A 15,721-nucleotide genomic window follows, 5' to 3' on the forward strand; every position below is an offset into this window, starting at 1 on the left:
TTGAAAGGAGCCAGCAACGGTAGGGCCGCCTTTACCGCAACTGTGGCTACAACCAAAAGAGGGGAGGCAAATCAGAACCATAAGACTTCCGCCTACGCAGACGTGGCCGTCAGTGGGAAAGTGACCGGTGAAGACGGGAAAGGCATGCCAGGCGTGACGGTGATGGTAAAAGGTACCACCATTGCTACTGCCACAGACGTGGAAGGTAATTTTACCTTAAACGTACCAGATGCAAATGCTACTTTATTGGTCTCTTTCATAGGGTATGTGACCCAGGAGGTGGCCCTTAACGGGCGTACCACCATCAACGTCTCCCTCAAAACAGACGCCCAGGCGTTGGATGAGGTGGTGGTGGTGGGGTACGGAACTGCCCAGAAAAGCGACGTAACGGGTGCCCTGTCTTCAGTATCAGCGGAACAGATTGCGCAGGTGCCGGTGCAGAATATCTCCCAAGCGCTTCAAGGGCGGGCAGCTGGTGTTGACGTAGCTGCTGGTACCTTTAGACCTGGAGAGGCTCCCGTCATCACCATCAGAGGAAACCGATCTATAAGTGCTACTAACCAACCCTTATATGTAGTAGATGGAATACCGCTAGCCCAGGGAACAGGGTTAAACGACTTTAATCCATTAGACATTGAGTCTATAGAAATCTTGAAAGATGCCTCCTCAACAGCTATTTACGGCTCTAGAGGTGCTAATGGGGTGATTCTAGTAACCACTAAAAAGGGGAGGGAAGGTAAATTCACCGTCAATTATGATACCTACCTCAGTTTAGACAGGCCATTGGTGAAATTAGATCTTTTTGATGGTCCAGGGTTTGCTGAACTCAGGCGCGAAGCCTATAGGAATATAAATGGTCAAGATAGATACTCTACTCCTTTTCCCAATCCTGTAGATGACTTCCGGTTATTTGGGGCGGACCCTTATACCTGGGAATCCTTAGCCATGGGGTACGAGTGGGTTGACCGGGAAAAGCGTATTCCCCGCATGCGCCCTGCCACGGCAGAAGAACAGGCCCGGTACGGAGTAGCTGAACTCCCCATCTATAACCCAGCGAATGTAAGAAGCACTGATTGGCAAGATATGGCCTTTCAAGATGCCGTTACCCAAAACCACCAGATCATGGTTAGGGGCGGCTCTGACAAAGTCAGAACTGCTTTTTCTGTGGGGTATTTAGACCAGGAAGGGATTCAGCGGGGCCAGGACTTTAAGAGATATAATGCCCGCCTGAATATGGATTTTGACGTAGCCAAGTTCCTGACCATGGGTGCTTCTATCAACGCCAACGTCAACATCCAGAATTTGGGGGGTAATATCTACGGCCGGTTTATTGCCCAGAACTCACTTGCTGTGCCGTATGATCCTCAAGGGAATTTCATAGAACTTCCGGGAGCGGATGATCAGGTGTACAACCCAGTTCGGGAAGCCGACTTGGTTTTCAACGAGCGACGGACGACACGTTTCTTCGGTAGTTTTTATGGCGAAGCAAAATTGGGGAAAGGCTTGCGGTACCGGCTGAACTTCGGGCCTGATTTCCGGCAAACCAGAAATGGGACCTATGAAAGTGGTATTTCTGCAGAGCGCCAGGGTACCTCCAGGGCGGTCAACAGCCAAAACCAGAATTTCACTTATGTGGTGGAGAACCTGCTGTTCTATGACAAGAACTTTGGGAGTGACCATGCTTTAGGGGTAACCTTATTACAAAGTGTCCAGAAAGACAGATTTGAATCTTCAGGTATCACAGCCACTGATTTGCCTTATGAAAGCCAGTTATGGTACAACATAGGAACCACCAATCTAGGGCAGCCCAGTGCTTTTTCGAGTGGCTATTCCCTTAGAACCATGCAGTCCTTTATGGGCCGGGTTAATTATAGTTTTAAAGACCGCTATTTGTTGACTGCCTCTGGTCGCTATGACGGGTCTTCTGTATTAGCCTCGGGTAACCAATGGGATTTCTTCCCTTCTTTTGCCTTGGCCTGGAAAATGCAGGAAGAAGAGTTCCTGAAAGCTGTAAGCTTTATCAACGAACTTAAATTGCGGGTAGGCTACGGTGCGGTAGGTCAGTCTTCTGTTGACCCTTACCAGACAGGTGGAGTTTTGAGTCGTACCCCGTACATATGGAATGAGACGGCGGCCTACGGATACACCCCAACTGGTCAACGGTTACCAGACTTAAGTTGGGAGAAAACCAGCACCTTCAATGGTGGTATTGATTTCACCTTCTTTAATCACAGAATCAGTGGGTCGGTAGATGTTTACCAGGCAAACACCACAAATTTAATTATGCCTAGAGCGGTGCCAACCGCCTCTGGTTTCGGCAGTGTTTTACAGAACATTGGCGCTACCCGTAACACGGGGGTAGAAGTTTCATTAACTACCCATAATGTACAGTCAGCAGATGGTTTCAACTGGAGCACTGACTTTATCTTCTCCAGAAACAAAGAAGAGTTCGTGGAAACACACCTTGGGGAGGTGGATGATGTGGGGAACAGGTGGTTTATAGGACAACCGCTGGGGGTTTATTATGACTATAAGTTTGACGGAATCTGGCAGACAGACCAGAAAGACCTAGCCGCCAAATATGGACGGGTACCTGGTGACATACGGGTGGTAGATGTCAATAACGATTTTCAGATCAATGCCCAAGACCTGATGGTGCTGGGATCTAACAGACCCAAGTGGTCTGGTAGTGTCAACAACAGGTTGTCTTACAAAGGGTTTGAGTTGACGTTCCTGGTGTACGCCAGAATGGGCCACCTGATAAACAATATCATGTACCGCCCAGGTTTAGGTGGCAGATATCAAAGCATTGCCCGTGATTATTGGACTCCTACTAATCCAAGCAATGAGTACCCACGGCCAGTTAAAGACAAGGATATCTCTGAGTTTGGGCAGTCACTCCAATACCAGAAGGGAGACTTTGTGAAAGTGAGGAACATCTCTTTGAACTACACTTTCCCGCAGTCATTTGTCTCCAAATTCAGGGGAAGCAACTTAGGAGTGTATGTGAATGTGGTCAATCCTTTCTTGTTCACTGATTTTGAAGCCTTGGATCCTGAGGTAAGTGATCCGGGTACAGGTGCTTCGGAAAATAGAAGAGCTCTTGGCCTGAGCACCAGAAGCTATGTGTTTGGTTTGAGAGTTGGGTTTTAATGAATAAAGAGACAAGGAAATGAAAAAGAGGAATATACGTATTGCATCCATTTTGGCGTCGCTTCTGCTGTTAGGTACCCTCTCTTGTAATGACTTCTTGGAAGAGGAATTAGTGGGTACGCTCACAGAGGACTATTACCGTACTGAGCAAGGGGTAGAGGATCTGATAGACGCTTCCTATGAGCCAACGCGCACAAAATTCACCTACGAATGGGCATACGCCCTTTGGAATTTTGGGACCGATGAATTTACCCATGGGGACCAGGTGAACTTTAACTACTATAACACTTATGATAGCCGGTTGAATGCCAACCCAGCTGACCCAGATGTTTTTATACACGAGGTTTGGGCTACTTATTATGATGGAATAAACCGCACAAACAACGGAATCAAGTATCTGCCAGAGGTGCAAGGGGTGAGAACCCTTACCACACCGGTAGCCAAAGCCCAACGAATGGGAGAATTACGCTTCTTGCGGGGGCTCTACTATTTTACCCTGGTGCAGCAGTTTGGGGCAATTCCATTGGTGCTGGAGCCCACCCAAGGTATCAGAACAGAATTCAACAGAGCCCCGGTGCCAGAGGTATACAAAAGCATCATTTCAGACCTCAGGTTTGCGGCTGATAATTTACCAGCAACCCAACGGGATTTTGGCCGGGCAACAAAAGGAGCCGCCCAGCATTTCTTGGCAAAGGCCTACCTTACCAGAGGCAGCGCCAAGGCGGAACAGCGCGGCCAGCAGCCAACTGATATAGACAGCGCTGCTTATTTTGCTGATTTGGTTATCAAATCCCCTGTATATGTTCTGGAAAATGACTTTTCTAATTTGTGGGCTTTGTCTAGTTATGATGACAATGTAAACAAGTCCCAGACCAGCAAAGAAATTATATTCTCTGCCCAATGGAACGATGATCCTTTGATTGCCGGGCGTTATGGGAACCAGACCCACATGTATTACATCATGCAGTATGACAACCTTCCTGGCATGCGGCGTGATATCATAAATGGAAGACCTTTCCGTAGGTTGATGCCCACGGATTATACCATGGACATATATGATCGTAAGAATGATTCCCGCTTTTATAAGAGCTTCAAGCTAGCCTGGATCTCCAATAACCCGGGTACCATTCCTAAATGGTCAGCTTCCAATGCGCCTGACCCAAGCCTAAGAGACAAACCCAAATTTACTGAGGGGGATACAGCAGCCTATATCTGGGTCAACACCCCGGCTACCGCTTTGACACAGGCTACCATTGATGCGTCACCCCATGCTCTTTTCCCTAGATACTACAGAAATAGTAGAGGTGAATTGGTTTCAGCCTTTACCACCCGGAATAGGTACCCAACGTTGGTGAAGTGGCTTGATCCATTCCGGCTAACGGCGAACCAGCAACAAGGAGTAAAAGATGGTATACTGGCGCGTTTAGGAGAAACGTACCTCATTGCTGCCGAAGCGTATGGACGTAAAGGTGATTATGCCAAAGCCCTGGAATATATCAATGTCCTAAGGCAAAGGGCCGCCTATAAAGCCGGGGAAGCAAAGCGTCCGGAATACTGGCTAGTGGAAGGTGGTCAAAAAGACAATGTGGCTAGTACCTATTCTGAGATAAGGGCCACTACCGCCTTGTTTACCACTAATGCCCCAAGTGAGCTTTACCCCTCTGGTGTGTCTTCCACGGCAGATAGATTTATCCATTTTGTCCTGAATGAAAGGACCCGTGAATTGGCGGGTGAGTTCCACCGGTGGGAAGACTTGGTTCGGACAGAATCACTTTTGAATAGGGCAAAGGCCTTCAATCCGGATGTTAAAAATCTACAAGGCTTCCATGCCCTTAGGCCAATTCCATTACAACACCTGGAGCGGTTAACCGTCAATGGGCAACCGCTTAACTCTGATCAACGTCAGGCTCAACAAAACCCTGGGTATTAATTAAGGAAAGGCCCAATAGGAAAGGGAGACAGGAGGTCCATCTTCTGTTTCCCTTTTCTTTTAGGAAGAAAGCAGGAAATCCAGGATTACCTTAATTCACCAGTCAATATCCTAATGGGGCCTTTTTTGGCTGTTTTTAGTAAAATAAGCCTGAAACAGTTTTTGCCCTTAGGGAGATTCTGGGGGAGAGGGTGCGCAGGGCAACAGCTAAAACCAAGACAACCGGATAGAACAGGATGCTTCCGCCAAATCGCGGGTTTAATTTCAAAGCTAGTAACGAGCAGAAGGAGCGAAGGGCACCCCAGAAGCAATAAAATAAAAGGTGAGTTAACAGCTGATTTGCTGAAAACAGCTCCTAAACCGGCCTTACATTGGGAAGGAAGTCACAAGACGTTCCCTTGCTTGGGTAAGGCTTCCAGGTAAGCATCTTACCTCTGGTAGTCAATAAACTTACCATTGAGTATCTAGTACCATACCACCACAACACGTAGCACATGCTGATTAGAAGAATCGTACTCCTTAGTTTCCTGTGGCTGGGCCTGGCCGGAGCCTACGCGAAAGGGCCAGAAACCCGGCAAGTCCAGTACCTGTCTGGCACCGACAACAAGAACACCGTAGCCTGGGACTTTATGGTGACTGGCGGACGGCAAAGCGGGAAATGGACCACCATTCAGGTGCCCTCGCACTGGGAGCAGCAGGGCTTTGGGACTTACAACTACGGGCGTGACTACGTGACGTACGGCAAGAACTTTCGCTTCGCGGATGAGAAAGGCCTGTACAAGCACCGGTTCCAGGTACCCAAGAACTGGAAAGGCAAAGACGTGTACATTGTTTTTGAAGGTTCCATGACCGACACCGAGGTGAAAATCAACGGCAAATCAGCAGGGCCCATCCATCAGGGGGCCTTCTACCAGTTCAAATACAACATCAAAGACAAGCTGGAGTACGGCAAAGACAACCTTCTGGAAGTCACGGTGAGCAAAATGTCAGCAGATGCGTCCGTGAACAACGCGGAACGCCTGGCCGACTACTGGATCTTCGGGGGCATTTTCCGCCCGGTTTTCCTGGAAGCCTATCCAACGCAGCACGTGGCCTATACCGCCATTGACGCCAAGGCAGACGGAGCCTTCTCTATGAACGTGCACCTGGTGAACCCGCAGCCGGGCCAGGAAGTGGTAGCCGAAGTAGTGGACGCCGCCGGCAAAGTGGTGGGCACCGGTCGGGCCATTATTGCCAAAGACACCCTGGTGAACATCAAAACCAAGGTCAACAGCCCCTTGCAATGGACCGCAGAAACGCCTCATCTCTATACCGTCAAGACCTCTATCCGGTCAGGCCGGAAGAACCTGTACCAGACCTCGGATAAGTTCGGGTTCCGTACCATAGAGATCAGACAGGGAGACGGCATTTACCTCAACGGCACCAAGATCAAGATGAAAGGGGTGAACCGCCACGTGTGGTGGCCAGAGACGGGCCGCGCAGTGAACCGCGACATTGACCTGATGGATGTGAAGCTGATGAAGGAAATGAACATGAACGCCATAAGGTGCTCCCACTACCCGCCAGACAAAAGCTTTCTGCAACTCTGTGATTCTTTGGGGCTGTATGTGCTGAACGAGCTGGCCGGTTGGCAGAAAGCCTATAGCACCAAGGCCGGAGCCCCGCTGGTGAAGTCAATGGTGACCCGTGACGCGAACCACCCGTCCATCATCTTCTGGAGCAACGGCAATGAAGGTGGCCACAACAAAGAACTGGTAGATGACTATGCCAAGTATGACCATTCTAACCGGCCGGTCATCCATGCACATCATCGTCCCGGCAACGCGTTCAACGGCATAGACTGCAACCACTACGAAGATTACTACAGCACCAAAAACTTACTGGAAGGCCCTAATATTTACATGCCTACGGAGTTCCTGCACGCCCAGGATGATGGCGGCGGTGGAACCTCGCTGGCTGATTTCTGGGAACTGCACTGGAACAGCAAACTGGGGGCAGGCGGCTTCCTGTGGGACCTGGCCGACGAGGGAATCGTGCGCACGGACTTGAACAATATCATAGACGTGAACCGGGTAAACGCCCCCGATGGGCTGGTGGGCCCGCATCGCCAGAAAGAAGGCAGCTTCTTCGCCATCAAGGAAATATACTCGCCGGTCCACCTCAAAATGGAGAAACTGCCCGCTGCGTTTGATGGCACTATCCCGGTGGAGAACCGTTACCATTTCACCAACCTGAACCAATGCACCTTCCAGTGGGAGCTGGCGGATTACCGCAAGCCCGGTGACACGTTTACCGGAACGGTGACCCGCAAGAAAGGCACCGGTGCCGGGCCTTCTATCGCGCCAACGGCCAAAGGAAGCCTGAAACTCAACCTGCCCGCTGATTGGAAAGAGTATGACGTGCTGCTGCTTTCAGCCTTTGACCCGCAGAAAGAACTGCTCTACACCTGGACCTGGAACGTTAAAACCCCTGATAAACTGCTGGAGGGCATTGTGCTGCTGACCAAGGACCAGGCCAAAGCCGCCACTAAAACTGATTCTGCCAATCAGAAAAAAAACGCGGTGCCGGACTGGAAAGTGGAAGTCACGGAGACGGATTCCACCATCCAACTGAGAGGCGGCGAGATTGGGATCAAGCTGGACAAGAAGAAAGGCACTTTGACGGAGGTCACCAATATCACGGCCAAAAACCTGAATTTCGGCGATGGACCTGTCATGGTTTCCGGGAATGCGAAGGTAGCCAACGTGAGGCATTACAAAGACGGTGACGGCCACGTGGTGGAAGTCAATTACTCCGGCGACCTGAAGTATGCCAAATGGAAGATGCACGGCAGCGGCTGGGTAAGCCTTGACTATGAGTACAGCCTGAACGGGCACTATCCTTTCACCGGTATCAGCTTCACCTACCCAGAGAACTTCATTATTGGGGCCAAGTGGCTGGGCAAAGGCCCGTACCGCGTTTGGAAAAACAGACCTCAGGGTATGGAGCATGGCGTGTGGGAGAATTACTATAACGACACTCAGACCGGAAGTGCCCCGTGGCAGTACCCAGAGTTCAAGGGGTACTTCTCAGACATCATCTGGATGGAGTTCAACACCGCGGAAGGCAAGTTCATTGTCGCCTCTCCGCAGGAAGGGCTGTTTGTGCGCCGCTTTGACTTCTATGGGCTTTCAGGGATAAAGCCGCATCCGGAACTGCCTGTCGGGAATGTGTCTTTCCTGGACAACATTCCGGCGTTGGGCACCAAATTAGCCTTGAATATCAGTGCCAACACCAAAAACCTGGGCCCCGCAGGCGAGTTGAACAAGGTTTCCGGGCCTATCAAACGGACCCTGTACTTCTACTTCGGCCTGCCAAAAACGGACGGTAATTCCCAGCAGTTTGACAGGCCTGTAGTAAACGAATTGTTTTAAACGGGAAGCCCTGGCAGGTAGAACACTTGTCAGGGTTTTTTTTCCTTCAGGTAATAGATCAGGTTCTATTGAATTGCCTGATTCAAAAAGAATTGTTCCAGCTAGCGGCTCCCTTGAAAGGCCCGGGACAAAATCCTCTTATTAGGAGGATGGCTTAATTGGTTTTAGGCCTTTTTCCGCTAAACCGGCTCTGAAACAGAAGGAAACCAAGGGTTGTAACTTTGAAAACTGCCTCCTCTTAGTCTTACCTATATGAATCAATACGAACCCGTTTCTTTTGAGCATCAATCTCCAAAAAGAAAGGAGAATCCTATAGAACGCCTGCTCCCCCATAATGAAAAGCAGCACAGGTATGGGAACAAGAGGCTGGGGATCTTGTGCCTGTTGCTGTTTGTCTTTACTGCCGGAGTTGCGCAACGTCATGTAGAAAACCTGGGGCGCGGGGTAGTAGCAGTCAGAACCGCCCAGGATCAGGTATTCGTGAGCTGGCGGGTTTTGGGCACTGATCCCCAGAATATTGCCTTTAACCTGTACCGCGGGAAGAGTAAACTGAATACTTCTCCCATCACCGGCGCCACCAATTACGCAGACAAAACAAATGTGAATGAAACCTACACCGTTCGGCCGGTCATAGGTGGGAAGGAGCAAGCGGCTTCTGCTCCGGCTTCAGTATGGGTTGAGCCCTTTAAGCGGATACCCCTTCAACAACCAGCCAGCGGTACCACTCCAGATGGCGTAAATTATACTTATAGTCCCGGAGACTGCAGTGTTGGTGATTTAGACGGCGACGGTGAGTATGAAATCATTGTGAAATGGGACCCTTCCAACGCCAAAGATAATTCCCACAGAGGGTATACCGGGAACGTCTTCCTGGATGCGTACAAAATAAATGGAACCCGGTTGTGGCGCATTGACTTGGGCAGGAACATCAGGGCTGGGGCCCATTATACCCAGTTTATGGTGTATGACCTGGACAGTGATGGCAAAGCCGAAATAGCTTGTAAAACCGCCGATGGAACGGTAGATGGAGCGGGTAAGGTCATCGGGAATGCTTCAGCTGACCACCGGAACCAGTCTGGGTTCATTCTGGAAGGACCGGAATACCTGACCGTCTTCAATGGGCGAACAGGCGCTGCCATGGCAACCGCGGACTATGTGCCGGCCAGAGGCGAGGTGGCTGGTTGGGGCGACTCAAATGGTAACCGGGTGGACCGTTTCCTGGCCGGGGTGGGGTATTTTGACGGTCAGCGGCCGAGCCTGCTCATGACCCGGGGCTATTACACCCGGGCGGTATTGGCGGCCTGGGACTGGCGGAACGGCAAGATAACCCAACGCTGGGTTTTTGATTCTAACAACGAAGGCAACAGGGCTTATGCGGGACAGGGCAACCACAACTTAAGCATCAGTGACGTAGACAAGGACGGCAAAGATGAAGTGGTGTTCGGTTCTATGACCATCAATGATGACGGTACCGGGCTCTATAGCACGGGTTTAGGCCATGGTGATGCCCAGCACGTGGGTGATCTGGACCCGGACCGCCCTGGCTTAGAAACCTGGACCGCCCATGAGTCACAGCGGCAATACCAGGGCAACGGTCTCTGGATGCGTGATGCCGCTACCGGCGAAAAGCTTTGGGGCGTGCCTGCCCAGGGAGACATCGGTCGGGCCATGACCGCTGACATTGATCCCAGACACAAAGGATATGAGGCCTGGGGAGCTACCGGAGGATTGTATAACGCCAAAGGGGTAGAAATTTCGCCTACCCGGCCCCGAAGCATGAACTTTGGCAGCTGGTGGGACGGCGACCTGCTGCGCGAACTCCTAAGCGGCACTGCCATAGAAAAATGGGACTACAACACCAGCAAGCTGGAGAGACTACTGTCCGCAAACGAGTTTGGGGCGCAGAGTAACAACGGCACCAAAGCCACCCCTGGCATAAGTGCTGATATTCTGGGGGACTGGCGCGAAGAGGTGATTTTCAAAAGTAGCGATAACAAGGAGCTGCTCCTCTTTACCACTACCATTCCTACTACCCATCGGTTTTACACCTTTATGCATGATACGCAATACCGCACGGGCATTGCCACTCAGAACGTAGCTTACAACCAACCGCCCCACCCTAGTTTTTATGTAGGGGAAGGCATGGCATCTCCTCCAACTCCTTCTATTTTCTTAGTACCAACCTCTGCTTCCTCTTCTTCTGCTAAGTCGGCTACCGTTAAACCTACTTCTGCTAAACCCATCCGAAAAAAAGTAGTAAGCAAACGGCTTTAACTCCACCTTTTGTCATTCTGTAAAGACCTTGGTAGCATACGGCACTGGCGGTTCAGAAAGGCCGGTCTAGATTGTTCACTAGGTCGTTTCAGGGTGACAGAGAAGGAAGGAGTACCTGGGCTATGTTTTTTTGGGAAGGCCTTTTTCTGTGCGCAGCTAATAATCTTATAAATGAGATAGCTTCTGAATCACTTCCTTCTCCAATAGTTTAGTGGCAATTAATTTCTACCTGTTTAAAATTATCGAGCAGCCTTCAGTAACAAGAGCCAATGGGCGGCAGTAGGCTTAGGTAAGGCCGTTCCCTTTTTTAACTTGGCTGGTAACTCAGCAGGTTGCGTTTTACCCGAATTCGGATCAAACCAACGACCGGTATAGGTTTTCTTAGGAAGCTTCTGATCAAAGGTGATTTCCTGACCAGCAAGGGAGGACAGAAGAACCGTGTTCCTTTTTAAATCAGTTAATGCCCAGTTCTGGGTACTATGGGCAAGCAGTCCGTCTTGAGGTTGCAGGTGCATGAGGTGGGCGGCCAGATGCTGCTGTACAAAGGAATCCAGCGGATGGGCATCTACGGTCCTTCCTTGCCCGTGCCCAGCCGTAGGGTTGCGCATGATGACCTGCGCCCCGCCCGCCATCAAGGCGGGCACTGGCCCGGCGCCGCTGTGCCAGGCAACAATGGCTTTGTCTGGGTATTTGGTGTGGTATTCCCGCACCTGCCGATAGACTTGCTGTGGGGTGGTATTGTCGCCGAACTCCTTGGGGTGCATTTCACGGAAAGCCAGGTTCTTGCCGCCTTCTGGGGCCCACAAGGTACCGTCTGGCAGGTAGTGCCAGTAACGCATGTCTATGACGGCCACCTGTTTCGCCAACGCAGGGTCAGCCAATACGGCATCGGTGACGTTCTTGCTGGTGTCCAGCACCAGGCGCACAGTGCGGTTGTTCTTCTGCTCCCATTCGGCCACAGTTTCCTGAAAAAACCTCTGAAACGCAAAGGGCCCGGAATACTGGAAACTTAACCCGAAGAGGATGTTGTCAAAGTGTCCCAGTAGGTCTAATACATGGAAGATGTACGCCCGGTGCAGTTCTCTTAGCTTTGGGTTGGTGGCGTCATAGAACTGGTTGGCCACGTGAACCCGGGCTTTCGGTTCCAGCGGATCTGGCAAGTTGGTTTCATTGATGTTGTTGGCAGGCCGCCAGGGGAAGTCTATCCAGTGCGAAGCGGTTTCTAATAGGTTGTGGTTGTTGTACAGGTGATGGTACAGCACAAGGCCTTTCTGGTCGCTGAGACGGGCGAATTCCCGGGTGCGGTCAAAGTACCAAGGATTGTAGGTGCTCACGTCGTACTTACTTAAACCGTCCCAGGCTTTGCCTTGCCCGCTGCGGGCCCAGGGTAGTTCATAGAAGGCGGCCCACACGTTGCTGTTGGGGCGCTCCACAATGGAATGGTCATCGCGTCGCCGGTCATACCAGATGGCGGGGCCGCTTTGGTAAAAAGGGGTGCCTTGTGCAGCTACTCTGGAGGCTAGGGCAGAGAGGTCTTCCGTCAGGCCTGGGCCCGTTCTGCCCGGCACGAAACGGGTAATACTGAGGCCGGCATCTAAGGCGTTGTTTGGTGAGGTTTGTCCCAGCCACCAGGCATCATTCACCATTCCTCCCCAGAGCGTTTTGTTCCCGATCACAAACCGGCCGTTCACAATTTGAAGGGGAGAGGAAGCCAGTTTCTGCTCAGATGGAGCAGGAGGGAGGTCTGTGGGGGTGAATTCTCTGAGAAGGCTGAAATCTGTTTGGGTGTATTCAGCCGGCTGTTTCCTGATGGCTGCCAACGCCTGTTTACCCAGTCTTTTTGAAAGCTGGATTGAGAAGAGCGGCTCAGGTGACGTGACGGAAACTACTGGCGCGGTAGCAGGTCCTTTAGTGACAATCTCTTGGGCAGTACAATTCCAGAGGACAGAATTAGCGGCAGTCCAGCCGCCGGCTTGTGCCCGTTCTATGTCATAGGTAAGCCTTAGGCCATTTCCGTTTACCTGCACATTTTCATAAAGTACGCCCGAAGCCCAACTCTCAAAAGAGCCGCTGGGGCCTTGGGCCTTGGTAGCAATACAATTCAGGAAGACATTGGGGCCGGCTGCCGTAAACCCGATGGCGAAGTCATTGATTCCTGCCTCTGCGGTGCAGTGTTGCACAAGTACCTGTTGCCCCTCAACTAAGAAGCTATGTCGGCGGTAGCCGCCAACCTCAGAGATGGGTTGTTCACTCCGGCAGCTTTCTACCGTTATTCTTCGGGCCCTAGGGCCAACCCGTACCGCCGAAGACACAAAGTGACGCGCCGTGATATTCTGCACCCAGGCATCCTGCACGTGGTTTACACTGATGGCATACCAGGCATGTTCCTCATCTTTGGGGTTGGCCTTGGAAAACTCACTTTCCAGAACCAGGTTTTCTAGGCCTAGGTGCTGTAGTGGTGCCTCTGCCATGACTTTCGCTACCGTGCCACCTCCGTATGGCTTTTCCAGGGCAGTGGTAATGGGGGCGTCAACGGTAATCTGGTTTTTAGCTGGGTCAAGAGAGATGATTGTGCGGTCCCAAACAAGGTTTCGGGAACCTGCCGGCCAGTGGAAACGAAGATCAGAGAACACCCCTTTTAACGTATCCATGCCTAGGGCGGCGATCCATTCTTTGGTGCTGGGACGGGTTATCACGACCAGGTCACCCGTATGGAACCCTTCCAGGGTTTCCAGGGTAAAGGTGCGGCTCCCGGCCGGAACAACTTGGTCTGTTACTTTGACGGAGGGGCCTGGCTTGGGGAGATTCTCTTTGCCAACAACCAGCAAGCTTCGCCGGCCCTTGCCGGTAGCTACTATGATTGTTTTTAGGTTTCCGCTTCCTCTTAGCACCACTCCATCTGCCTTCAGGTGAAGCTGTCCAGAGACCAGGAATTTACCTTCGCCCAGTTGCAGGGCACCTCTGAATCCATTTGGCTGAAGCGGTAAACGTGCTGCCTGATCCAAGGCTCCTTGCAATAATTTAGTGTCATCTTGCCCCGAAGGCCTTACAAGTAAAACTGCCGGAACTTTAGGGATGGAAACACCGCCTCCCCCGTAACCAGCATGCGAAAAATCAATAGCCGGTAAGAAAGGTGTGGGCTGCGCGTGCACAGGAAGTAGCGGCAATTCCATGAATAGAAGCGTAGCCAAAAAGAAAAGCATTCTGACTGGTGCTGGCTGCTTATGCTGGAAAGCGTTGGGGAGAAGTGAATACATAACGGTTTCAGGGGAGTTATTCCAAAACTTGCCTTAAACTGTTCCTGCGGTTTAGGACTTATTTTACCAAAAGAGGCCCTATACCGGAAGATACTGATGATATGGAGGAGCCGAATTATCCGCTTTGCGTGCTTTTAGATTACGCCTTTCCTTACTTGCCCAAGAAGGGAGATGTGATAAGATCTATGGCCGTTTTCCTGGTTTTAAGTTGATAAAGGTAGGCTTATCCCGGTCAGAGGTGAGTTTGCCTTCCTGGTACCCCAGTTCAGCGAGTTGGATCACACTCCTTTTGGCGGCCACTGAATTAGCCGGGGCCGGATTGGCTTTTGATCTTCCGGGGTGAGTGAAGTAGAAAAGGTACGCCTTGTCCCCGTTCACTACTACGTCTGGGTGTCCGCCTATGGCTTGGTCATCGGGGCCTTGGCCTGGTTCCTCCAATAGTCGCTCTTCCAGGGCTTGCCAATGGAGCAGGTCATTGGATTTGAATACCTGTAAGCCTTTCCAGGCGTCAATAATCATCCAGTACTGGTCTTTCCATTGGAATACCTTTGGTCCTTCTCCTCTGGCCTGAAGGGCCTTACCTTTGTCTTGCCAATGGTACAGGTCTTTGCTGTCTGCGTAGTAAATGGACTTGCCGTCTCTTTCATTGTTGTACCAGAGCCGCCAGGTGCCATCGGGTAACCGAAACACGCAGGCATCAATGACTTTGTCGGTGACTAGGGGCAGGGTAGACTGGTAGTCCCAATTGAACAGGTCTTTGCTGGTCAAGTGGATGATGTGGCGCGGGTGGTTCCAATCGGTGAAAATGCCGGGTACGTAGGTGAGGTACATGTGGAACACGCCATTATGTTCTACCACGTCTGGTGCCCAATGCGTATAGGCGGCCACCGGACGGTAATTGATGTTGGCTGTGTCCCGGTAGGTCCAGGAGGCACCGCCGTCGGTTGACTCCGCTATCCCTATGCGGGTTCCGTGGACCCAGGTAACACCTTCGGCCTGGGTATCTGTGGCCCGGCGGTTGGTGTAGAGCATAAACCATTTCTTTTCCTTTTTATGGTAAATCACCACCGGGTCAGCCGCGCCATCATAGATGGGGTCCGCAAACAAAGGTTTGGAAACCGGTTGCCGCGGCAAGTTCTTCTGAGCGCAGGCACCTAAGGGAAGCATCAGAACCATACCGAACAGACAAAGCTTCTGCATTTTTCTCAAGGCAGGGTGGCGTAGAAAGCTAGAAATGATGGATAGAGTATTTTTCACTATTAAGATAGGGTAGAGGAAAGGCTTTGAGAAACAAGGGTTTCGAGGCCTCTTTTCTAAAAGTAGCTCCTTTTTGAATGTTTCCTATCCTGTGCTATCCTGCCAACCTAATGGCCTGCTGAAGAAAGGAACCTTGACCTGGTGGAAGTACAGAAAAGCATTCTCTTTGGTCTTGTGAGTTGGTTACTTGAAAGTATAAAGTACGGGGCTTGGGCCTCTACTTAGGTATCCTCTTCAACGCCCTTACAACCTGAATAGTAAAAGCCAACGGCCCCTTTGGTCCAGCCAATCTAAATTTTACCGGAAATCCTCCGCTGGGTTCTAGCAGAAGCAGAGAAAAGACCAGCGTCTAGTCTGATTCTCTGTCTATTCATCTACTATTCTATCAGGTTGAGGTGTGGCAGGTGGTTTGTATTTTATTTATAAAATATTAGAAA

At 51.0% G+C, this 15,721-nt stretch carries 6 protein-coding genes; 4 read left to right on the forward strand and 2 right to left on the reverse strand.

The features are described from left to right. Positions 1–42 precede the first annotated feature (42 nt). The 4 genes from FOE74_RS14475 to FOE74_RS14490 all read left to right on the forward strand — a co-directional run bounded on the left by FOE74_RS14475 (position 43) and on the right by FOE74_RS14490 (position 10,770). Positions 43–3,153, forward strand: coding sequence for a SusC/RagA family TonB-linked outer membrane protein (locus tag FOE74_RS14475; RefSeq protein WP_225840829.1), 3,111 nt, complete (start codon positions 43–45; stop codon positions 3,151–3,153). 19 nt (positions 3,154–3,172) lie between these two features. Further along, on the forward strand, positions 3,173–5,083 hold the full coding sequence (locus FOE74_RS14480) for a RagB/SusD family nutrient uptake outer membrane protein (protein ID WP_149099347.1): 1,911 nt from the start codon (positions 3,173–3,175) through the stop codon (positions 5,081–5,083). A gap of 494 nt (positions 5,084–5,577) precedes the next feature. Then, positions 5,578–8,496 carry a glycoside hydrolase family 2 protein gene (locus tag FOE74_RS14485; RefSeq protein WP_149099348.1) on the forward strand — a complete coding sequence of 973 codons (2,919 nt, stop codon included), beginning with the start codon at positions 5,578–5,580 and terminating at the stop codon, positions 8,494–8,496. Between the two features lie 252 nt (positions 8,497–8,748). Then, a complete protein-coding gene (locus FOE74_RS14490) occupies positions 8,749–10,770 on the forward strand; it encodes a rhamnogalacturonan lyase (RefSeq protein WP_188686768.1) in 2,022 nt (673 codons plus the stop codon). A gap of 239 nt (positions 10,771–11,009) precedes the next feature. Here FOE74_RS14490 and FOE74_RS14495 read toward each other — a convergent pair whose 3' ends face one another. Next, entirely contained in the window at positions 11,010–13,943 is a 2,934-nt protein-coding gene (locus tag FOE74_RS14495) for a DUF6298 domain-containing protein (protein WP_149099349.1), read from the reverse strand. Positions 13,944–14,210: 267 nt separating this feature from the next. Next, a complete protein-coding gene (locus FOE74_RS14500; RefSeq protein ID WP_149099350.1) occupies positions 14,211–15,227 on the reverse strand; it encodes a family 43 glycosylhydrolase in 1,017 nt (338 codons plus the stop codon). Positions 15,228–15,721 lie beyond the last annotated feature (494 nt).

Source organism: Rufibacter glacialis, assembly GCF_008271745.1.
GTDB classification, from domain to species: Bacteria; Bacteroidota; Bacteroidia; order Cytophagales; family Hymenobacteraceae; genus Nibribacter; species Nibribacter glacialis.

Coding starts and splice junctions, on each gene's coding strand:
- FOE74_RS14480 (WP_149099347.1), top strand. CDS start 3,173: ATGAAAAAGAGGAATATACGTATTGCATCCATTTTGGCGTCGCTTCTG.
- FOE74_RS14485 (WP_149099348.1), top strand. CDS start 5,578: ATGCTGATTAGAAGAATCGTACTCCTTAGTTTCCTGTGGCTGGGCCTG.
- FOE74_RS14490 (WP_188686768.1), top strand. CDS start 8,749: ATGAATCAATACGAACCCGTTTCTTTTGAGCATCAATCTCCAAAAAGA.
- FOE74_RS14495 (WP_149099349.1), bottom strand. CDS start 13,943: ATGGAATTGCCGCTACTTCCTGTGCACGCGCAGCCCACACCTTTCTTA.
- FOE74_RS14500 (WP_149099350.1), bottom strand. CDS start 15,227: ATGCAGAAGCTTTGTCTGTTCGGTATGGTTCTGATGCTTCCCTTAGGT.